The organism is Sphingomonas sp. C3-2, from assembly GCF_033025475.1.
In the GTDB taxonomy this organism is placed as follows: domain Bacteria; phylum Pseudomonadota; class Alphaproteobacteria; order Sphingomonadales; family Sphingomonadaceae; genus Sphingobium_A.
In genome coordinates, this window is record NZ_CP130322.1 from 329,358 (window position 1) to 349,077 (window position 19,720).

General features: G+C 62.3%; 19 protein-coding genes. 6 read left to right on the plus strand and 13 right to left on the minus strand.

Annotated features, from left to right (window positions below):
- Positions 1-38: 38 nt before the first annotated feature.
- Genes QYC26_RS01500 through dapA form a run of 3 tightly spaced genes read right to left on the minus strand, consistent with a single transcriptional unit; the run spans position 39 to position 1,970 of the window.
- A complete protein-coding gene (locus QYC26_RS01500) occupies positions 39-620 on the minus strand; it encodes a DUF2062 domain-containing protein (protein WP_317513641.1) in 582 nt (193 codons plus the stop codon).
- A complete protein-coding gene (smpB, locus tag QYC26_RS01505) occupies positions 613-1,095 on the minus strand; it encodes an SsrA-binding protein SmpB (protein ID WP_317513642.1) in 483 nt (160 codons plus the stop codon). Before smpB ends, QYC26_RS01500 begins: the two co-directional genes overlap by 8 nt.
- Entirely contained in the window at positions 1,095-1,970 is an 876-nt protein-coding gene (gene dapA, locus QYC26_RS01510; protein WP_317513643.1) for a 4-hydroxy-tetrahydrodipicolinate synthase, read from the minus strand. Before dapA ends, smpB begins: the two co-directional genes overlap by 1 nt.
- 98 nt (positions 1,971-2,068) lie before the next feature.
- On the opposite strand from dapA, the gene QYC26_RS01515 reads away from it, so the two are divergent.
- Together QYC26_RS01515 and greB are read left to right on the plus strand one after the other, a co-directional pair.
- Positions 2,069-4,081 (plus strand): lytic transglycosylase domain-containing protein, encoded by a 2,013-nt coding sequence (locus tag QYC26_RS01515; RefSeq protein WP_411197615.1) that lies wholly within the window; start codon positions 2,069-2,071, stop codon positions 4,079-4,081.
- A gap of 34 nt (positions 4,082-4,115) precedes the next feature.
- Entirely contained in the window at positions 4,116-4,601 is a 486-nt protein-coding gene (greB, locus tag QYC26_RS01520) for a transcription elongation factor GreB (RefSeq protein ID WP_317513645.1), read from the plus strand.
- Positions 4,602-4,637: 36 nt separating this feature from the next.
- Here the strand turns inward: greB and QYC26_RS01525 are convergent, their stop codons facing one another.
- Together QYC26_RS01525 and aspS are read right to left on the minus strand one after the other, a co-directional pair.
- The gene (locus tag QYC26_RS01525) at positions 4,638-5,414 is read right to left on the minus strand and encodes a polyphosphate kinase (protein WP_317513646.1); all 777 of its coding nucleotides are present in this window, start codon (positions 5,412-5,414) and stop codon (positions 4,638-4,640) included.
- A gap of 81 nt (positions 5,415-5,495) precedes the next feature.
- Complete coding sequence (gene aspS, locus QYC26_RS01530) at positions 5,496-7,277, minus strand: aspartate--tRNA ligase (RefSeq protein ID WP_317513647.1); 1,782 nt, start codon at positions 7,275-7,277, stop codon at positions 5,496-5,498.
- A gap of 105 nt (positions 7,278-7,382) precedes the next feature.
- Between aspS and rnd the strand changes: the two genes are divergently transcribed.
- Together rnd and QYC26_RS01540 are read left to right on the plus strand one after the other, a co-directional pair.
- Complete coding sequence (rnd, locus tag QYC26_RS01535; protein ID WP_317513648.1) at positions 7,383-8,564, plus strand: ribonuclease D; 1,182 nt, start codon at positions 7,383-7,385, stop codon at positions 8,562-8,564.
- Positions 8,561-8,857 (plus strand): I78 family peptidase inhibitor, encoded by a 297-nt coding sequence (locus QYC26_RS01540; RefSeq protein WP_317513649.1) that lies wholly within the window; start codon positions 8,561-8,563, stop codon positions 8,855-8,857. Before rnd ends, QYC26_RS01540 begins: the two co-directional genes overlap by 4 nt.
- A gap of 4 nt (positions 8,858-8,861) precedes the next feature.
- Here QYC26_RS01540 and QYC26_RS01545 read toward each other — a convergent pair whose 3' ends face one another.
- The 4 genes from QYC26_RS01545 to QYC26_RS01560 are packed head-to-tail and all read right to left on the minus strand — an operon-like array spanning position 8,862 to position 14,495.
- Positions 8,862-10,373 carry a Ppx/GppA family phosphatase gene (locus tag QYC26_RS01545; RefSeq protein WP_317513650.1) on the minus strand — a complete coding sequence of 504 codons (1,512 nt, stop codon included), beginning with the start codon at positions 10,371-10,373 and terminating at the stop codon, positions 8,862-8,864.
- A 36-nt stretch (positions 10,374-10,409) separates the two neighbouring features.
- On the minus strand, positions 10,410-12,575 hold the full coding sequence (locus tag QYC26_RS01550; protein ID WP_317513651.1) for an RNA degradosome polyphosphate kinase: 2,166 nt from the start codon (positions 12,573-12,575) through the stop codon (positions 10,410-10,412).
- A 9-nt stretch (positions 12,576-12,584) separates the two neighbouring features.
- Positions 12,585-13,202 carry a chromosomal replication initiator DnaA gene (locus tag QYC26_RS01555; RefSeq protein WP_317513652.1) on the minus strand — a complete coding sequence of 206 codons (618 nt, stop codon included), beginning with the start codon at positions 13,200-13,202 and terminating at the stop codon, positions 12,585-12,587.
- 6 nt (positions 13,203-13,208) lie between these two features.
- The gene (locus QYC26_RS01560; RefSeq protein ID WP_317513653.1) at positions 13,209-14,495 is read right to left on the minus strand and encodes a heavy-metal-associated domain-containing protein; all 1,287 of its coding nucleotides are present in this window, start codon (positions 14,493-14,495) and stop codon (positions 13,209-13,211) included.
- Between the two features lie 59 nt (positions 14,496-14,554).
- Between QYC26_RS01560 and purM the strand changes: the two genes are divergently transcribed.
- Positions 14,555-15,661 (plus strand): phosphoribosylformylglycinamidine cyclo-ligase, encoded by a 1,107-nt coding sequence (purM, locus tag QYC26_RS01565; RefSeq protein ID WP_317513654.1) that lies wholly within the window; start codon positions 14,555-14,557, stop codon positions 15,659-15,661.
- Positions 15,654-16,592: a phosphoribosylglycinamide formyltransferase gene (purN, locus tag QYC26_RS01570; RefSeq protein ID WP_317513655.1), complete on the plus strand. Its 939-nt coding sequence runs from the start codon at positions 15,654-15,656 to the stop codon at positions 16,590-16,592. Before purM ends, purN begins: the two co-directional genes overlap by 8 nt.
- Positions 16,593-16,618: 26 nt before the next feature.
- On the opposite strand, the gene QYC26_RS01575 is transcribed toward purN, so the two are convergent.
- The 4 genes from QYC26_RS01575 to QYC26_RS01590 all read right to left on the minus strand — a co-directional run bounded on the left by QYC26_RS01575 (position 16,619) and on the right by QYC26_RS01590 (position 19,636).
- Positions 16,619-17,140 (minus strand): N-acetyltransferase, encoded by a 522-nt coding sequence (locus tag QYC26_RS01575; RefSeq protein WP_317513656.1) that lies wholly within the window; start codon positions 17,138-17,140, stop codon positions 16,619-16,621.
- Between the two features lie 44 nt (positions 17,141-17,184).
- Positions 17,185-17,607: a nucleoside-diphosphate kinase gene (gene ndk, locus QYC26_RS01580; protein ID WP_317513657.1), complete on the minus strand. Its 423-nt coding sequence runs from the start codon at positions 17,605-17,607 to the stop codon at positions 17,185-17,187.
- Positions 17,608-17,698: 91 nt separating this feature from the next.
- The gene (locus tag QYC26_RS01585) at positions 17,699-18,157 is read right to left on the minus strand and encodes a DNA polymerase III subunit chi (protein ID WP_317513658.1); all 459 of its coding nucleotides are present in this window, start codon (positions 18,155-18,157) and stop codon (positions 17,699-17,701) included.
- A gap of 6 nt (positions 18,158-18,163) precedes the next feature.
- The gene (locus tag QYC26_RS01590) at positions 18,164-19,636 is read right to left on the minus strand and encodes a leucyl aminopeptidase (protein WP_317513659.1); all 1,473 of its coding nucleotides are present in this window, start codon (positions 19,634-19,636) and stop codon (positions 18,164-18,166) included.
- Positions 19,637-19,720 lie beyond the last annotated feature (84 nt).

Here is a 19,720-nt window from a genome sequence, read left to right on the forward strand (position 1 = left end):
GCGAAGCGCCGGTGCAAAACGCTGTTTATCGAAAGCTGTCAGTCTTTCGTCGACATCTCGATCGGCCGATGGCCACGACGACGCCATTTGGAACCCACCCACAGCCGCCAGACGAAAATTGACAGAACATAGCCGATCAGGGCGGCAATCACTGAAATGATGAACAGCCCTGCCAAAAGGGCTGGAGCGGCATCAGAGAAAAACCAGGCTACCCATTGATTAACGCCGGCGCCCTCGCCCCACAGCAGCGAGAAAGTGGCGACGTCCGCATGAAGGCCGAATATCCGGTTGCCCACCACGATCGAACTGCCGAGCAGAAATGGGGTGGTCGCAGGATTGCTGAGAAAGGTCATCGCCGCGCCGATCGGAATATTCGCGCGGAACGGCAGCGCCAGCAGCGCCACGCCGATGATCTGAACGCCGGGGATCAACAGAAAAATGCCTACCAGCAGCCCCAGCGCCACGCCCCGGGGCACCGATCTGCGCGTGAAACGCCACAATTCGCTATGCGCAATCCGACTGCCAAAAGGGCGGAGCCACCGGCTCTGCATCAGCTCTTCACGGTTGGGACTGTTTCGCCGTATCCAACCCTGAATGCCATCGGGCTGGTGCTTAGCCATGCTGCCTCAGCAACCGGCCCTGCTCGCGCTTCCAGTCGCGCTCCTTCTCCGATTCGCGCTTGTCATGCGCCTTCTTGCCCTTGGCTAGCGCCAGTTCCACCTTCGCCCGGCCGCGGCCGTTGAAGAAGATCGACAGCGGCACCAGCGTCATCCCCAGCCGCGCAACCGCGCCGTGCAGCTTGGAGATTTCACGTTCCTTCAACAACAGTTTGCGCAGCCGCTTGGGTTCGTGGTTGTAGCGATTGCCATGGCTGAATTCGGGGATGTTGGAATTGACCAGCCACACCTCGCCGTCGACGATTTCGGCATAGCTTTCCGCAATTGAGCCTTCGCCGAAGCGAAGCGATTTCACCTCTGTACCGGTCAACTGGATGCCGGCTTCGTACACATCCTCGATATGGTAATCGAACCGCGCGCGCCGGTTTTCGGCAACGGTCTTAACCTTTTCGAATTCGGCGGGGCGCGGTCGTGCCATCAGATCAGTCCAGCAATCTCCAGAGCCTTGTCGACCGCCTCGCGGCTGGCCGCCGAAGGCAGCGTCATCGGCAAACGGACATCGGGAGAGAAATTCGCATGAAGCCGATTAATCGCATATTTTACCGGTCCGGGTGACGCATCGCTGAACAGCGCGGCGTGCAACGGGAACAGCTTGTCCTGAAGTTCAAGCGCAACGTCCCAATCGCCCGCGCGGCAGGCGGCCTGAAACTCCGCGCACAGGCGCGGCGCGACATTGGCGGTCACCGAAATGCAGCCCACGCCGCCCATCGCCATGAAACCGAGCGCCATGTCGTCGTTGCCGGAAAGCTGGCAGAAATCCGCGCCGCAGGCGAGGCGCTGCGCGGTTACGCGCGCGACATTCCCGCTCGCGTCCTTCAGCCCGACGACCGTGGGGAGTTCGGACAGCCGGCCAATGGTTTCCACATCCAGATCGGTGATCGTGCGCGAGGGCACGTTGTACAGCACGATCGGCAGGTCGCAACGTTCGGCGAGATAGGCGAAATGGGCATAAACCCCTTCGCGGTTGGGCTTGTTGTAATAGGGTGCGACAACCAGTGCGGCCGTTGCCCCGGCGGCCTTGGCCGCGCGCATATGCTCGAGCGCAACCTGGGTATCGTTCGATCCGCACCCGGCGATGACGGGAACGCGGCCAGCGGCATGTTCGATGCAGACTTCGATGACGCGGTTATGCTCTTCGATCGTCATCGTCGCGGATTCGCCAGTCGTTCCGCACGGGACAAGCCCCTTGCTTCCCTCGGAAATCTGCCAATCGATGAAATCTCTGAATGCCCCCTCATCGAACGCCCCGTCGCGAAACGGCGTCGCCAGAGCCGGAATCGACCCGGAAAACATGCCTTTACTCCTTCAATTCGATGGCATTCCGCGCCATAACACGAATTATGTCACGAACGGTCCCCTGTTCCGCGCCTGATAAGGACGCGACCGCCCGAATGTCCAGCTTGGTTGTGCGATTGTTTGCCGTCGGATTGATGTTTTCTTCGACGACGGCAATGGCACAGTCCCTCACCGCAGATCAGCGGGCCTATTATCGGGCCCAATTGAGCGGTGCGATCGGAGGCGTTTCACCGCCTTCGCGTACCGATCCGACCGGCGAGGGCCTGATCAGCTGGCGCCGCCTCCGCCAGAGCGACAATTACAGCTTTTCCGAATATGCCCGCTTCCTGATGGCCTATCCCGGCTGGCCGGGTGAAACAGCAATGCGCAAGACCGCCGAACGGCGGATCGACCCTATCGCCAGCTCTCCACAGGAAGTCATCCGTTATTTCGAGAAGATGCCCGCGCTCACGACCACGGGCGAAGCACGCAACGCCGTCGCGCTGGCCGCGCTTGGCCGCTCGGATGCTGCGCGCGCGGCGGCGCGCCGCGCATGGACGGGCGGATCGCTTTCACCCGACGATGAGGGACGCCTGCTCAGCCTGTTTTCAAGCGCCTTGACGCCCGCAGACCATGATCAGCGTATGGAAAAGCTGCTCTGGGACGGCGCAACGAACAGCGTCGTGCGCCAGTTGCCCCTTACCTCGCCTGCCAAGCGCAGCTTTTACGAGGCACGCGTGGCCATGCAGACGCGTGCGCCCGATGCGGCGGCCAAGGCGGCCATCGTCGATAGCCAGTATCGCAACGATCCCGGCTATATCGTCGAACGTGCCGGGTGGCTGCGCAACACATCGCAGGCGCAGGCTGCGCGCGCGCTTCTGGCCGCCCCCCGCAACCTCACCAAAACCCCGCTCGATGCGGAAGAATGGTTCGAAACGCTGCTCACCAATGCGCGCGGTGCTGCCAATGACCGGCAATGGTCACTCGCCTATCAGATCGCGTCACGCGTAGACGATGCCTATGCACCCGGAACCGATGTGCGCGACCGCTCGCTTGGCGAACGCGACGATTATACCAGCCTTGTCTGGCTGGCCGGCACGATCGCGTTTGAACAACTCGGTCGCCCGGCTGACGCGATCGAGATGTTCCGCCGTTATGCAACGGCCGCACGTTCACCGCAGACCCAGTCCAAGGGCTATTACTGGGCCGGGCGCGCCGCGCAGGCCGCAGGACGCAGCGCCGATGCCACCCGCTATTTCACCGAGGCCGGTGGTTTTGCCGATCAGTTCTATGGCCAGTTGGCACGCGAACGGCTCAACCTGCCCATCCCCGCGCCCGACGGCAAACTTCAGACCGCCCCCAGCACCGCCGATCGCAGCACGTTCTTCAATCGCGGCGCGGTGCGGGCAGCCCGTTTCCTTGGCCAGATCGACAATTGGCAGGATCAGACGCAATTCCTCCGCACCATCGCCAATGATGCAAAGTCCGATGTCGATCATCATTTCGCAATGGAACTCGCCACCGAACTGCGCCGTCCCGACCTCGCCGTCATGGTCGGCCGTAGCGCACGGCTGAACGGCCATAATGATTATGTCCGTGCCGGCTTCCCGGTAATCAGCGTTCCCAGCGGACATGAAGACAATTTCACCATGATCCACGCGATCACCCGCCAGGAAAGCCAGTTCGATCGGCAGGCAGTAAGCCATGCCGGTGCCCGTGGGCTGATGCAATTGATGCCCGGCACCGCGCGTGAAACCGCAGGCAAGCTGGGCATGAGTTACGACGTGACGGCACTGACGGCGGACCCGATGTACAATGTCCGCCTTGGCTCCACCTATTTCCGACGAATGCTCAGCTATTATGGCGGCAGCTATCCACTTGCGGTAGCCGCCTATAATGCAGGGCCGGGCAATGTGAACAAATGGCTTGCTGCCAATGGGGACCCCCGCACCGCCGGCGTCGATGTGGTTTCCTGGGTTGAAAAGATCCCGTTCTTCGAGACCAAAAACTATGTGCACCGTGTGCTGGAAAACGCCGTGGTCTACGATGCCATGAACCCGGATCGTGCCCGTTCCCGCGGCGCGCGGACGCCGATTTCCTGGTATCTCGGCAAGAATACGCCGGGTTGACAGTGAAGACCGCGCAACCCAGTCGGACACAGCCATGAAAGACCGCCCGAATTATATCACCCCTGCCGGTTTTGCCCGGCTGCGCGCCGAATATGAAGAACTGTTCGCCGTCGAACGCCCCAAGCTGGTCGAAACGATCAGTTGGGCGGCCGGCAATGGCGACCGGTCGGAAAATGGCGACTATATCTATGGCCGCAAACGCCTGCGTGAAATCGATCGGACGCTGAACCGGCTCTCACGCAAGATGAAGGCGGCGAAGGTGATCGATCCGGCCGCGCAAGCCGACCGGGGCAAGGTGTTTTTCGGCGCCACAGTCACCATCGCCGACGAGGACGATAACGAGCGCAGGCTGACGCTAGTGGGCGATGACGAGGCTGATGCCGGCAAGGGGTTGGTCGGCTGGAATGCCCCCCTCGCCCGTGCCCTGCGCGGCGCGGCGATCGGGGATCTTCGTCGCGTGGAGCTTCCCGCTGGACCGCGCGAATATGAGATCATGTCGATCAGCTATCCGGCTGGCTGATGCATCCGGGCGGGCCCCGCCTGCCCGCCTCAGCCCTCAGCGATAACCGATCTGCTTCGCGGCCACCTTCAGCAATTCCGCATCGATTTCCGGCGGTGTCATGTCGACACCCGCTTCCAGGCGATCCGCCACATAGGTGAGGATCGCGATCCGCGCGGCCTTTTTGTTGTTGGCGTCGAATATCTTCCACCGCGCCCAGCGCGTGTCTGTATGCTCGAACATGTCTTGTAGCGCGCCCAGATAATCCTCGCGCCGGGCACGATTGCGGAAGTCCTCAAGCCCCGTTTTCCAGCGCTTCCACGGATGATCCAGCCGCGCCTTCAGGCGATTGTCCTGCTCCTGCTGGCTGACATGCAGGAAAGCCTTGATGATCGTCGTTCCGCAATCGCGCTGCTGCGCCTCGAACTCGTTGATCTCGTCATAGGCGCGGCGCCATTCGGCCTCGCTCGCAAAGCCCTCGACACGCTCGACGAGCACGCGGCCATACCAGCTACGATCAAAAATATTGATGTCGGATGCGCCCGGCAGGCGGGTCCAGAAGCGCCAGAGGAAATGGCGCTCCTTTTCTTCGGTGGTCGGCGCCGAAATCGGCCAGACTTCGAAATAGCGGGGATCGAGCTCCGCCGTCATCCGGCTGATCGCACCGCCCTTCCCGGCCGCATCCCAGCCTTCAAAGACGATCAGCGCCCGCGCGCCGTGGCAGATATAGGCAGCCTGGATCCGGGACAGCCGCTCCTGAATTTTCTTCAGCGCGGCATCATAGTCGCCGTCGAACTTTTCCCCCTTCTCATAATCCGAAAAGTCGATCGACATGCCCTGCTCCCGAAAAACAGCGCGCCCGGGGCGCGTCCGGCCAGATCATGGCCATGACGCACGCCGGGCGCAATCGGGCAATCAGCCCTTGGGGGCGGGTTCGACCAGACGGATATGCAGCTCACGAAGCTGCTTCGGCGTGACCTCGCTGGGTGCGCCCATCATCAGGTCTTCCGCCTTCTGGTTCATCGGGAAGACGATGACTTCGCGAATATTCGGCTCATCGGCGAGCAACATGACCATGCGGTCGATGCCCGGTGCCGAGCCGCCGTGCGGCGGCGCGCCAAACTTAAACGCGTTGATCATGCCCGCGAAGTTCGTATCCACGTCTTCCTTGGTGTAGCCGGCGATTTCGAACGCCTTGTACATGATCTCGAGCTTGTGGTTCCGGATCGCGCCCGACGACAGTTCGACGCCGTTGCAGACGATGTCGTACTGATAGGCGAGGATGTCGAGCGGGTCCTTGGTTTCCAGCGCTTCCAGCTCGCCCTGCGGCATCGAGAAGGGGTTGTGGCTAAAATCGACCTTTTTGTTGTCCTCGTCATACTCGAACATCGGGAAGTCGACGATCCAGCAGAATTCGAACTTGCCGGCATCGATCAGTTCCAGCTGCTCACCGACGCGGGTACGCGCAAGGCCTGCCAGCTTCGCGGCATCGGCTTCCTTGCCGGCGGCGAAGAACACGCCGTCATCGGGGCCAAGGCCGAGCGCCTCGATCAGTTTTGCGGTTGCCTCGGGCCCGTGGTTCTTGGCGATCGGGCCGCCCGGCTCACCCGCCTTGATGTTGATGTAACCAAGGCCCGAAAAGCCTTCCGAACGCGACCAGTCGTTCATCTCATCGAAGAACTTGCGGCTGCGCTCGCCCGCCTTCGGTGCGGGGATGGCGCGGATTACGCCGCCGCCTTCGACGATGTTCGCGAAGATGCCGAAGCCCGATCTAACGAAGTGATCGGTGACGTCGACGATCTCGATCGGGTTGCGCAGATCGGGCTTGTCGTTGCCGTATTTGAGCATCGATTCGCGGTACGGAATGCGCGGGAACGGATAAGGCGTTACCGAGCGGCCATTGGCAAATTCCTCGAAAATGCCGTGCAGCACGGGTTCGATCGCGTTGAACACGTCGTCCTGCGTGACAAAGCTCATTTCGAAATCGAGCTGGTAGAATTCGCCCGGCGAACGATCAGCGCGCGCGTCTTCGTCGCGGAAGCAGGGTGCGATCTGGAAATAACGATCAAAACCGGCAACCATCAACAGCTGCTTGAACATCTGCGGCGCCTGCGGCAGCGCGTAGAACTTGCCCGGATGCACCCGGCTGGGCACCAGATAGTCGCGCGCGCCTTCGGGGCTCGACGCGGTCAGGATCGGCGTCTGGAATTCGGTGAAGCCCTGATCGATCATCCGGCGACGAACCGACGAAATGACCTTGGAACGCAGCACGATATTGTTGTGCAGGCGCTCGCGACGCAGGTCGAGATAGCGGTAACGCAGGCGAATATCCTCAGGGTATTCGGAATCGCCGAACACGGGGAGCGGCAGTTCGGCCGCCGCCGACTGCACCGTCACCTGGCGGGCGCGCAGTTCGATGTCGCCGGTGGGCAGGTTGGCGTTGGTCGTCTCGCCGGAGCGGGCGACGACGTCACCGGTAACCGTGATCACGGATTCGGCGCGGGCACCGTCGATCGCCTTGAACGCTTCCGAGTCGATATCGGTAACGATCTGGGTGATGCCGAAATGATCGCGCAGATCGACGAACAACAGGCCGCCATGATCGCGCTTCCGATGAATCCAGCCGGAGAGGCGAACGGTTTCTCCGACGTTCGAAGCGCGCAGTTCCGCGCAATTGTGCGTGCGATAGGCGTGCATGAGGCTCTTCTTTTCTGCTCTGCTTGGCAAGCAAGCTTATGATGGGGCGGTAACACAGGGGCAAAGCCACTTTGTCAAGCCGAGAGACACGTATATGGGGATCGGATGCATATCCATCCGTTGATTACCGACTCCAAGACGCTGGCCGAGCTTTGTGAACGACTATCCGAATCCCCCTATGTGGCGGTCGATACCGAGTTCATGCGGGAAAACAGCTATTGGCCCGACCTGTGCCTGATCCAGATCGCCGACGACAAGGAAGCCGCCGCGATCGATCCAAAGGCAGAAGGCCTGGATCTGAAACCGCTGCTCGACCTGCTGGTCGATAATGAGGATGTGTTGAAGGTCTTCCATGCCGGTGGGCAGGATATCGAGATCATTCACAACATGACGGGCAAGACGCCCCATCCGATGTTCGACACGCAGATCGCGGCCATGGCGCTGGGCCAGGGCGATCAGGTCGGCTATTCGAACCTCGTCGACAGCTGGCTCGGCATCGCCCTCGACAAGGGCGCGCGCTTTACCGATTGGAGCCGTCGCCCGCTCGACAAACGCCAGATCGAATATGCGATCGGGGACGTCACCCATCTGTCCAAGATCTTCCCCAAGATGCTTGAAAAGCTCCGCAAGACCGGTCGTGGCCAATGGCTCGATCAGGAAATGGAGCGCATCGCCGATCCGTCAAACTACGTAACCCTGCCCGATTCGGCATGGGAACGCGTCAAGATCCCCAGCCGCAAGGCCGAGGTGCTCGGCCGCCTCAAGGCGCTTGCCGCATGGCGCGAGCGCGAGGCGCAGAACAAGAATTTGCCGCGCGGCCGCATCGTGAAGGACGAGACGCTTGCCGATCTCGCCGCGCATCCCCCACGCCAGCAGGCCGATCTGTCGCGCGTGCGCGGGCTTTCGGCGAGTTGGGCCGGCAATGATATCGGTTCGCGCCTGATGACGGCGCTTGCCGCTGCAACGCCCCTGCCCGCCAGCGAAATGCCCACGCGCGATGATCGCAAACCCGGGCTCGGCCGCGAAGGTTCGCTCGTCGCCGATCTGCTCAAACTGCTGCTCAAGATCCGCGCACGCGAAGTCAGCGTCGCCCCGCGTCTGCTTGCGCGTTCCGACGAACTGGAACTGCTGGCCGCCGGCCAGCGTGATGGCCTAGCGATCCTGGAAGGATGGCGGTTCGATCAGTTTGGCAGCGACGCGCTGGCGCTTGTGGAAGGCCGCCTTGCCTTTGCTGTTCGCCACGGAAAACTCGTCATGACCCGCGCCGAAAACGAGGAAAATCAATGAAAACTCTAACTTTTGCAGCTGCTCCGCTGCTTCTCGCCGCCTGCGCCACCACCCCCGGCAGCGAACCCGCGAGCCCGTCAGCCCCTGCGCAGATGTGCAAGAACGAGGCGGTTCAGCAGTTCAAGGGACAGGCCGTTTCGGCAGAACTCGGCGCCGCCGCGCTCAAGGCCAGCGGCGCACAAACGCTGCGCTGGGGACCGCCGCGTTCGGCAATGACGATGGACTATCGCGCCGATCGCTTGACAATCTCCTATGACGACGATCTGAAGGTAACGATGATCGGCTGCGGCTGATCCGCTAGACCAGATCCATCCGGTGGGGTGCACCAAAGGCTGTGGCAAGCTGCTTCAGCCTGCGCTCCACCGCTTCACCATATAGATCCGCATCACCGGTCTCAAGCGTCAGCGTTACCGCTCCCCCCTGATTTTGGAGCTGGCTCGCGCGCAGCGGAGCCGCCACACCACCGCTCAGCCTCTGCCCCAACCGCATGGCGAGCCCCCAGCGCACTGCAATCTGGAGCGCCTCAACACCGGCAAGCGGCACCAACTGACGGAGCGGCATGCTGCCCGCGCCAAAGCTGGTGGCAAGCGCCTGTGCCATCATGGCGCGGCCAAAAGCGTCAACGCCCACCCAATTGCCATGCAGCGAAACTTCAAGTGCCCGGTCCGCGCGATATTCGGGATTGGCACGCCAGGCGATGTCCGCGAGCAGACACGCAGCGTGACGGATACGCACCCATGGCGCAGGATCTTGCGAAAATAGCGGTGCGATCCAGTGGTTGAGCAAATCGCCATGCTCGGGGAAGCGCCCTTCGCGCACGCCCTCCGCACGCGCAGCGGCGATCAGCGGATCTTCCAGCCGCTGCGCATCATCAAGCATGCCGAACAACAGCCCCTCGCGCAGCCCCGAGGCCGACACGACCAGTTCGCTACTGCCAAGATGCTCGACAAGATCGGCCAGCAAGGTGCCCGCGTCCCCCAGTGTCGGGATGCGGGAGGACGACACAATGGAAAGCGCCTGCAGCTTTTTCCGGTCGATCTGGTCAGCCATCAAGGCCAGCGGCCTGATCCTTTCGGTCGGCAGGCCATATTGATGGATGATCGGCAGCGGATATTTGCTGAGATGCATGTCATAGCGCGCCAAGGCGCGCCACGATCCACCAACCATGTAGAAGGGCAGGCCCCGCCCCTCCTTCACCCATTTTTCGCCGCGCAGCATCTTTTCAAGCGCAGCGCGCAGCGCCCCTTCGCCCTGTTCGCGAATGGCACCGATGCGCAGCACGCCAAGCGGCAGCGACACCCAACCGGCCGTCTTGCCCTTGCGGACCCGGATCAGTTCAAGGCTGCCACCGCCCAAATCACCGACGATCCCGTCCGCCTCGGGGATCGCGGATATCACCCCAAGGCCCGCAGCTTCGGCCTCCTGCTGCCCCGAAAGCAATTCGGCCGCAATGCCAAGTCGCTGAACGCGCGCCAACATCGCCGGGCCATCTTCCGCCTCGCGCACAGCGGCGGTTGCGACCGTACGGAGCGAGGCCACCCCCATCGCCTCGGCGAGCAAGCGGAAGCGTTTTAGCGCGCGCAATGTCTTCTGAACCGCCGCCTCGTCCAGCAACCCATCTTCCGAGAGACTGCGCCCGAGACCAGCCATCACCTTTTCGTTGAACAACACGGTCGGCGAGCGATCCGGACCATCAAACACCACGAGACGGATCGAGTTCGACCCGATGTCGATGATCGCGCGACGCCCGCCCGTCGCCGGACAGAGCCGGACGGCCTTCTCCTCAGCGGTCAGCAAGTCAGAATTCATGCCATATTCCTAAAAGACCGATGATGCAGCGCGACGTCAGCGCCGACGCCTGAGACGCAGCTTCGGCACCGAATCGCTGTTCCTGAGCGACGCACCGCGCCCGGAGAGCGACGGATTGGTCATGAAATAGCGGTGCAGGTTGAACGGCCGGTCGCCCGGTTCGATCCGGTGATATTCGCCGCTCGGTTCAAGCTCCCAGCTCTGCTCATTATCAAGCAGATTGGCCAGCATCACCTGGTCGAGCACCTGATCGTGCACCGTCTTGTTCTCGATCGGCAGCATATATTCGACACGCCGATCGAAATTGCGCGGCATCCAATCGGCCGAGGATATGTAGACCTTGGCGTGATCGTTCGGCAGTGTCTTGCCGTTGCCGAACGCCCAGATCCGGCTGTGCTCGAGGAAACGGCCCACGACCGACTTCACCCGGATATTGGTCGACATGCCAGGCACGCCCGGCCGCAAGCAGCAGATGCCACGGATGATCAGATCGATCTCCACGCCCGCATTGCTCGCTTCGTAGAGCTTTTCGATGATTTCAGGGTCGACGAGCGAGTTCATCTTCGCCCAGAGCGCGCCGGGTTTGCCAGCGTGCACATTGGCGATTTCCGCATCGATCAGTTCGCACAGCCGCTTGCGCAAATTCTTCGGCGACATCGCCATCAACTCAAGCTGTGTCGGATCGACATAGCCGGTGATGTAATTGAATATCTGCGCCGCATCGCGCCCGATACGCGGATCAGCGGTGAAAAAGCTGAGATCGGTATAAATGCGCGCGGTCACGGGATGATAATTGCCCGTGCCGAAATGGCAGTAGGTGCGATAGCTGCCGCTTTCGCGGCGCACGACCATCGAAATCTTGGCGTGGGTCTTCCAGTCGATGAAACCGTACACCACCTGAACGCCCGCGCGTTCGAGCGCGGATGCCCAGAGCAGGTTCTGCTCTTCATCGAATCGCGCCTTGAGTTCGACCACCGCGGTGACGGACTTTCCAGCCTCCGCCGCATCGATCAGCGCGCGGATAACGGCAGATTGCTTGCCAGCGCGGTAGAGCGTCTGCTTGATCGCCACCACATCGGGGTCTGCAGCGGCCTGTTTCAGGAAGGCCAGGACCACGTCAAAGGTTTCGTAAGGGTGATGGACGATGATGTCCTTCGCACGGATCGCTGCGAAACAGTCCCCACCATGCTCACGGATGCGCTCGGGAAAGCGCGGTGCATAGGGCACGAACTTCAGGTCGGGCCGATCCTCATCGACCAGCTGCTCAAGTTCGCCGACGCCTAGAAACCCTGCAGTTTCGGTGATCAGTGCGTCTTCGCCCCCCAGTTCCTCCTTGATCAGGTTCTCAACCTCGGGCGTCATGCCGCGTTCCAGCTTCAAGCGGATGACGCGGCCACGCCGCCGCCGCTTGATGGCGCTACGGAAATAGCGGACGAGGTCTTCTGCCTCTTCCTCTATTTCGATATCGCTGTCGCGAATGATCCGGAACGCGCCCGATCCGATGACCTCATAGCCGGGGAACAGCAGTTCGGAAAAACGGCGCAGGATCGTTTCAAGCGCGACATAGCAAGCCACATCGCCCGGAATGCGCACGAAACGCGAAACCGCGCCAGGCACCATCACCAGTTCGCGAATGGGTTCACCGTCAATCTTTCGCTTCAGATCGAAGATGACGCTCAGCCCCTTGTTCGGGATGAACGGAAAGGGGTGCGCAGGGTCCAGCGCCTGCGGCGTCAGGATCGGGAAAATCTGTTCGCGGAAATGGGTTTCCAGCCAGCTTGCGGTTTCGTCCGCGATATCCTCGACGCCCAGCACATGAATGCCGGCATCGCGCAGATCGTCGCGCATGGCGAGCCAGATGCGCTGCTGATCCGCCATCAGGCTGTCTGCTTCCTGCGCAATCGCCGCAAGCTGCTGCGAAACCGTAAGCCCGTCGGCCGAGCGTTGCTCGACATCCTGCAACTGCTGCCCCTTCAACCCCGCCACGCGGACCATGAAGAATTCGTCGAGGTTGTTTCCGGAAATCGACAGAAAGCGCAGCCGCTCAAGCAGCGGATGCGCGCAGTTGCTCGCCTCCTCTAGCACCCGGCGGTTGAATGCCAACCAGCTCAACTCGCGGTTGAAATATCGGCCGGCGCCATTGGCGGCGATATCGGCCTGAAGCTCTTCGAGAAACTCGGCGGAAACAGGATTGCTCGTCATGGGCAGACCTTAGCCCAGTGTTTGCTCGTCGAACATGCCCATTTCCGAAAGCGCGCGCTTTGCCAGCGGGATACCGATCTTCGTGCCGCGCCGTTCCAGCGCGAAATTGTCCACCAGATCGACAAAACGCAGCACCGCGACATAACTGCGCAACTGCGATGCGGCAAAGGCGCGGAATTCGGGCTTGGTCAGAATGCCTCGCCCCACCAGCAACCGTTCCATCAGCGAATCGATCAACTGGGTATCGGGCGTGCCGATCCGCACAACCGGCGTTGCAAGCAGCCGCGATCGCAGGTCGGGCAATTGCGGCGTCCATTCGGGCGGCTCGCGATCGGCGATCATCAGCAGCGGACGACGCCGTTCCTGCGCGGCATTCCATGCGTGGAAAATCCGTTCCTCGTCGCACGTCTCGGCATTGTCGATCAGCGCCCCACCCGATTTGAGCGTAAAGATCCGCCCCAACAGGCTGCGCCCCGATTTGCGCGGCCCCACAAGCAATGTCGCCCAGACCGGCCATGTGCCGACATGTTCCAGATGACGGATCGCCGCCGCGTTCGAATCGCTGACGATGAAATCAGCGTCGGTTTCGTCTGCCGGCCAATCGAGCGGCAAGGCGATCTGGCTCATCCGCGCTCAGCCGCCCGAGACGTTGGAGCCGGCGGGTGTGGTCGGGACCGCGGGCGTGGGCGCGGCGGGCGCAGCACTGCGCCGAATGCGCAGCACGCCCGCACCTTCCTGCACCTGCCAGCCGCGCGCAGCGAGCGCCGAACGCAACGCGGCCATATCACCCGCAAAATTGACGCGCATCACCGATATACCGCCCAGCGCCAGGCTGTTGGTGATCGCCGACCGAACACCGGGGACCCCGCGGAGCGCCGATTCGGCGCGGGTGACGGAGCCCACATCCGGCGTATCGAACTGAACATTGACACTGACCGTGCCCGCCATCGCCGCATCGGTGACAGCCGTCGGGGCCACTTCCTGTGCAGCCTCCTCAATGCCTTCAAGCTCTTCGGGTGCCACCGGCTCCTCGACGATCAGCGAATCGTCGGGGCGTAGACGCCCCGACGCCTGTGCCTGCGAATAGAGGATGTCCATGCGACGCACGCCTTCGTCCAGCATGCGCGGGAGCTGGGCGGAGCTGGCAACGCGCAGCGTGAATTGCGTCAGCACCTTGCTGTCGGGCCCATAGGCCGCCGTAAAGCGCCCGGTCACCGGACCACCCGGCCATTGGCGGATGATCTCGACCTTGGGCACCAGCAGGTCTGCCGCGCCGAACTGATCAAGGATGACGCGCCACCAGGCGCGATTGCGCCGCTCCGCCTGTGCCGCGTTGAGCAGCAACGGATCGGACCCGGTTCCGCTTGGACGCACATAATCGATCGAGCCCTGCCCCGCCCGGAAGCGTGCCCAGGCCTGCTGCCATTCGGTCCGATGCTCGAAGCTTTCCGGGCGACCGCCCGACCATTGCACCGGAATGACGAGCAATGGCAGCGAGCGCGCGACACCCCCGCTCACCCCAAGGATCTGCCCGGCCCGCGCCCGATCGAACAGAACGCCGAGCCGCGCGATATAACGATTGGGGCCGATCTGCTCTTCCTCGACAACAATGCCGCCGACGATCGAATCGAGCGTGCTGTCGGAAAGTGCCGGCGCCTTGCTGCCGTGATATTTCGTCCACAGCATCTGCCAGCCCTTGCGCTGCGCCTGACGCCAGCCGCCATAGCGCGCAGCCTCTGCGGTCTTCCCGTACGAATCGACGCTGACCCCCGTCACTTCAAGGCTTCCCGAAGTGTCGATCGGCGCTACACCGCGGTCGCTTCCTTCGATTTGCGCCATAACGGCAGCACCCAGCCCGCCAAGCGAAGCCAGCGCGATCAGGGCGGGAAACGGACGAAAAAGGCGTTTGGCGATGGTCACGGCGTTCTTTTGGCGAGTTGGGCGTGGAAATCCAAGCCCGATATGAGTAGGCGCGTCATATGAGCGCGAAAGACAGTCAAAACGAATCCTACAGCTACGCGAAAGCGGGCGTATCGATCGAAGCCGGCAATGCCCTTGTGCGTGCCATCGCCCCCCTTGCAAAGGCCACGCGCCGCCCCGGCGCGGATGCCGATCTTGGCGGCTTTGGCGGCTTTTTCGATCTGAAGGCGGCCGGTTACTCCGATCCGCTGCTGGTAGCCGCCAATGACGGCGTGGGCACCAAGCTCAAGCTTGCGATCGAGCATGACCATCATGACGGCGTTGGCATCGACCTTGTCGCCATGTGCGCCAACGATCTTATCGTGCAGGGCGCCGAGCCCCTGTTTTTCCTCGACTATTACGCCACCGGAAAGCTCGAATCGGGTGTCGCCGAACGCGTGATCGCTTCGATCGCGGAAGGTTGCCGTCAGGCCGGCTGCGCGCTGATCGGTGGCGAAACCGCTGAAATGCCCGGCATGTATGCCCCGGGCGACTATGACCTTGCAGGCTTCTGCGTCGGCGCGGTCGAACGCGAACAGGCGCTGACCGGCAACCGCGTCGCCGCTGGCCAGGTGATTCTTGGCCTTGCCTCGTCGGGCGTGCATTCGAACGGCTTCTCGCTCGTTCGCCGCCTCGCCGCCGACAAGGGTTGGAAGCTCGACCGCCCCGCCCTGTTCGATCAGGACGTAAAGCTGATCGACGCGCTGATGGCGCCGACCAAGATCTATGTGAAGTCGCTGCTCCCCGAAATCCGCAGCGGCCGCATCAAGGCGCTGGCGCACATCACCGGCGGCGGACTGCTCGAAAATATTCCGCGCGTCCTGCCCGAAGGCCTGCACGCGCATGTCGATGCCGGCCAGTGGCCTCAGCCGCGGCTGATGGCCTTCCTGCAGGCACAGGGCAATATCGAGCCCGAAGAAATGGCCCGCACCTTCAACTGCGGTATCGGCATGGCGTTGGTCGTCGATGAAGCCGATGTGGAAGCCGTCACCGCAGCACTGGAAGCTGCCGGAGAAACGGTAATGCGCATCGGCCATATCGAAGCCGGCCAAAAGGGCTGCACCGTTTCGGGCAACGCCGATTGCTGGAGCGCACGGGACGCCTGGTCGGCCACGCATAATGGCTGACAAGGTGAAGATCGGCGTCCTGATTTCGGGACGCGGATCGAACATGGCGGCGCTGGTTTACGCCGCCAAATACCCTGATTGCCCCTTCGAAGTGGTTCTGGTGGCGTCCAACGATCCGGACGCCGCCGGCTTGGCCTTTGCCGAGGCAGAAGGAATTGCGACCTTCAGCCGCAGCCACAAAGGCATGAAGCGCGCCGAATTCGACGCGATCATCGATGCGGAACTGCGCAAAGCCGGCGTCGAATATGTCGCGCTTGCCGGTTATATGCGCCTTCTGTCCGCCGAATTCGTGACAAGCTGGGCCGATCGGATGATCAACATCCATCCCTCGCTACTTCCCAAATATAAGGGTCTCGACACCCATGCCCGCGCGATCGAGGCCGGTGACCGCTTTGGCGGCTGTTCGGTGCATGTCGTCACGCCCGAGCTCGACGATGGCCCCGTCCTTGGTCAGCTTCCGGTCGCCATCCTGCCGGGCGACACGCCCGACACGCTCGCCGCCCGTGTGCTGATCGCCGAGCACCAGCTCTATTCGCGTGTGCTTGCCGATTTCGTGACGCGCGAAAGCCGCCCCGAATGGCTGCTGGAAAAAGTTCGCGCACTGGCGCTTGGGCTTCCTGAGGCAACCGAAAAGCTCTCGCACGGCACGCCTGCCTTTCACATCGCAGGCGGCAAGTTTTTCGCCTATTTCAGCCACGACCATCATGGCGACAGCATCACTTCGGTTCTGGTGAAGACGACCGGGCCGGAAGAACAGGCCATGCTGATCGATGCCGATCCCGACATTTATTACAAGCCGCCTTATCTGGGCCCTTCAGGCTGGGTCGGCATGCGTCTCGACGGCGGCGATGTCGACTGGGCGCATGTTGAGGAGCGCCTCACCGCAAGCTGGCGTATGGTGGCGCCGAAGAAGCTGGCGGCGTTTTTCTGATCGGATGAATTTGGCCTGCCCGTGCCTCAGACCGGGCGGGCCAGCACCTTGTCGTAAAATTCCCGGCCACCGACGGTGAAGTAGCGGTCGCCAATCTCCGAAAAGCCCATGCGCGCGTAAAAGCCCTGCGCCGGCAGATTCTCCGAGTAAACACCAAGCAGCACGCGCGTCTTGCCCATGGCGCGCGCAGCATCAAGCGCGGCATCGACCATACGACGTCCCAGCCCTCCGCCCTGGAAGCGGGAGAGGATGTAGATGCGCTTTATCTCGATATCCCCCGCCTGCAGCTCGACTGGGAGATCGGGCGTGGTCAACATTTGATAGCCGACAGGGGCCGTCGTGCTTGTCTCCGCGATCCAGCAGCGGCTTTCGGCATCGCCAAGCGCCTTGGCGTAATAGGCCGGGCCATGCTGCCCCTGGCAATGGGCGACGATATCCGCGCCACCAATCTGGTGTGCATAGCTTTCAAGGAAAGTCGCCGAGCCGACAAGCGAAAGCGCCTCGGCATCAGCCGATGTGCAGGCGCGAAGGGTGATGGGTGCAGTCATTGGGAGAAAACGGCCCGGCATAACCGCCGGGCCGTCCATCAAATTCAGCCAACGAGTTCTTCGGGCTTGAAGAAGTAGGCGATTTCGATCGCTGCGTTCTCGTCCGAGTCCGAACCATGGACCGAGTTTGCTTCGATCGACTCGGCGAATTCCTTGCGGATCGTGCCGGGTTCAGCGTTTTCGGGGTTGGTCGCGCCCATGATGTCGCGGTTGCGCTGAACGGCGTTTTCGCCTTCCAGAACCTGAACGACCACCGGCCCCGAGATCATGAAGCTGACCAGATCGTTGAAGAAAGGGCGTTCCTTGTGGACGCCATAGAAACCTTCGGCCTGTTCCTTGGTCATCTGGATGCGCTTCGATGCGACGACGCGCAGGCCGGCATCTTCAAGCTTCTTGGTGACCGCGCCGGTCAGGTTGCGGCGGGTGGCGTCGGGCTTGATGATCGAAAAAGTGCGATTGGCGGCCATTGCCGTAATCTCCATTGAAACGGGTTGCTGGGGGTTTTCCCGCGCGCCTTAGCGGCGCTTGCGCCTCATCGCAAGATTGTTGCTTTGGCAATCAGGCAGCACGGCTCCACTTGCCATTCTCATCCTGCCGCCAGAACCGGCGCTCCAGATCCTCGCGGTCGCCCAGAGCGCGCCATGCAGTTCGCGCCCCTTCCACCGTTTCCTCGTCGAACAGAAAGAACACGCGTTCGAACGTCAGCGCATCGTCGCGCCACTGCCCGTCGGCCAGCGCGATATTGCGGGCACCGTTCGCGGCACCGTTCGCGGCATCGGTCGCCATCTGCGCGCTCAGCAATATCGGCTGTTCGGCATCGACATCCTGCCCCGCTATCGCATGGGGCAGAAATCCGTCATCCCGGTAGCTCCAGAGCGCGCGGTCCAGCCTGTCGAGTACGGCCGAATGATCGGCCACGACAAGCAGGCGCGCGCGCTCCTCTACCAGCCGCTCGGCGATGCGCGGCAGCACCTGTTCGACCGGAAACGCCGAGAGCTGGTAGAAGTCGACTTTCATTCGGGCTTACTGCTCGAAATTCTCGGCGATGAACTGGTCAAGCAAGCGAACGCCATAACCGGTCGCGCCCTTGTCCCAGAGCGGACCCGGCTTATCGGCCCACACCATCCCCGCAATGTCGAGATGCGCCCATTTCACGCCGTCTTCAACGAAGCGCTGCAGGAACTGCGCCGCCGTGATTGAGCCCGCACCGCGCGGCCCGACATTCTTCATGTCGGCGATCGGCGAATCGATCAGCTTGTTATACGCATCCGACAGCGGGAAGCGCCAAAGCGGGTCGCCAGCCGCCTTGCCCGCCGCGAACAGCTGGTCGGCCAGTCCGTCGTCGTTCGAGAACAGGCCACCAAATTCAGTGCCCAACGAAATGATCATCGCGCCCGTCAGGGTCGCCAGATCGACCATCACCTTCGGCACATATTTCTTCTGCACCCAGGTCATCGCATCGCACAGGACAAGCCGGCCTTCGGCGTCGGTGTTGATGACTTCGATAGTCTGGCCCGACATCGACGTGACGACATCACCGGGGCGCTGTGCGTTGCCATCGGGCATGTTCTCGACAAGGCCGCAAATGCCGATGACATGCGCCTTCGCCTTGCGCAGCGCGAGCGCCTTCATGGCGCCTGCAACGGCACCGGCACCGCCCATATCCCACTTCATGTCTTCCATGCCGGCGGCGGGCTTGATCGAGATACCACCGGTATCGAAGGTCACGCCCTTCCCAACAAAAGCAACGGGTTCCTTGGCGGCACCACCCGTGCCATCCCAGCGCATCGCCAACAGACGCGGCGGCCGCGCGGAACCACGCGCCACGCCAAGCAGCGAACCCATGCCGAGCTTTTCCATCTCGTCCCAGCCAAGGACTTCGATCTCGACGCCCAGCTCCTTGAGCGCCGCGCAACGTTCGACGAAGCTTTCGGGATAGATGACATTGGCAGGTTCGGCCACTAGCGTGCGGGTGAACATGATGCCTTCGGCGAGCGCCGACCAGCGCGCCCACGCGGCGTCGGCTCCTGCAACACCGACGACGATCACTTCGTCCAGCGACGGACGCTGCTTGTCGCTCAACCGGGTACGGTACACATCATGACGCCAGCTGCGCAGCACCGCGCCGAAGGCGACGCGGGCGGCGTCATCCGCGCTGGCGCCAGCGCCCGACAGATCGACGACGAGGCGCTTTTCGCCGGAAGTCAGCAGGCGCGCGGCGAGCGCTGCACCAGCGCGCTCCCATGCCGAACCTTCAACTTTGTCACCCAGCCCGACCGTGATCACACGGCGCATCGTTTCACCCTGCGCCACCATCGTCTCGACGATTGCGGCGACATCGCCGTCGACGCGGGCGGCAGCCGCCGCCGCGCTCACCAGGGCGACCGCCGATGCATCGAGGCGGGGAAGATTGCCGGCGACCAGCCCACCCTTGCGAACCGGATAAGCCAAGGCGAATTCACCGTCGGGCTGCGCTTCAGCAAAAAGGACACGCATTTAACTCAGACCTTTCGAAACTTTTGATTGATCGCTTACTAGGCCGATGTTCGCCCGCTGGCAAAACCCGATTTGGATGGCCAT

Excerpts from the sequence above, each read along its gene's own strand:
- smpB (WP_317513642.1), bottom strand. The coding sequence starts at position 1,095 with ATGGCACGACCGCGCCCCGCCGAATTCGAAAAGGTTAAGACCGTTGCC.
- QYC26_RS01590 (WP_317513659.1), bottom strand. The coding sequence starts at position 19,636 with ATGCGTGTCCTTTTTGCTGAAGCGCAGCCCGACGGTGAATTCGCCTTG.
- QYC26_RS01555 (WP_317513652.1), bottom strand. The coding sequence starts at position 13,202 with ATGAGCCAGATCGCCTTGCCGCTCGATTGGCCGGCAGACGAAACCGAC.
- rnd (WP_317513648.1), top strand. The coding sequence starts at position 7,383 with ATGCATATCCATCCGTTGATTACCGACTCCAAGACGCTGGCCGAGCTT.
- QYC26_RS01500 (WP_317513641.1), bottom strand. The coding sequence starts at position 620 with ATGGCTAAGCACCAGCCCGATGGCATTCAGGGTTGGATACGGCGAAAC.
- QYC26_RS01585 (WP_317513658.1), bottom strand. The coding sequence starts at position 18,157 with ATGAAAGTCGACTTCTACCAGCTCTCGGCGTTTCCGGTCGAACAGGTG.
- QYC26_RS01545 (WP_317513650.1), bottom strand. The coding sequence starts at position 10,373 with ATGAATTCTGACTTGCTGACCGCTGAGGAGAAGGCCGTCCGGCTCTGT.
- QYC26_RS01525 (WP_317513646.1), bottom strand. The coding sequence starts at position 5,414 with ATGTCGATCGACTTTTCGGATTATGAGAAGGGGGAAAAGTTCGACGGC.
- QYC26_RS01515 (WP_411197615.1), top strand. The coding sequence starts at position 2,069 with ATGTCCAGCTTGGTTGTGCGATTGTTTGCCGTCGGATTGATGTTTTCT.
- QYC26_RS01540 (WP_317513649.1), top strand. The coding sequence starts at position 8,561 with ATGAAAACTCTAACTTTTGCAGCTGCTCCGCTGCTTCTCGCCGCCTGC.
- aspS (WP_317513647.1), bottom strand. The coding sequence starts at position 7,277 with ATGCACGCCTATCGCACGCACAATTGCGCGGAACTGCGCGCTTCGAAC.
- dapA (WP_317513643.1), bottom strand. The coding sequence starts at position 1,970 with ATGTTTTCCGGGTCGATTCCGGCTCTGGCGACGCCGTTTCGCGACGGG.
- QYC26_RS01575 (WP_317513656.1), bottom strand. The coding sequence starts at position 17,140 with ATGACTGCACCCATCACCCTTCGCGCCTGCACATCGGCTGATGCCGAG.
- purN (WP_317513655.1), top strand. The coding sequence starts at position 15,654 with ATGGCTGACAAGGTGAAGATCGGCGTCCTGATTTCGGGACGCGGATCG.
- QYC26_RS01550 (WP_317513651.1), bottom strand. The coding sequence starts at position 12,575 with ATGACGAGCAATCCTGTTTCCGCCGAGTTTCTCGAAGAGCTTCAGGCC.
- greB (WP_317513645.1), top strand. The coding sequence starts at position 4,116 with ATGAAAGACCGCCCGAATTATATCACCCCTGCCGGTTTTGCCCGGCTG.
- purM (WP_317513654.1), top strand. The coding sequence starts at position 14,555 with ATGAGCGCGAAAGACAGTCAAAACGAATCCTACAGCTACGCGAAAGCG.
- ndk (WP_317513657.1), bottom strand. The coding sequence starts at position 17,607 with ATGGCCGCCAATCGCACTTTTTCGATCATCAAGCCCGACGCCACCCGC.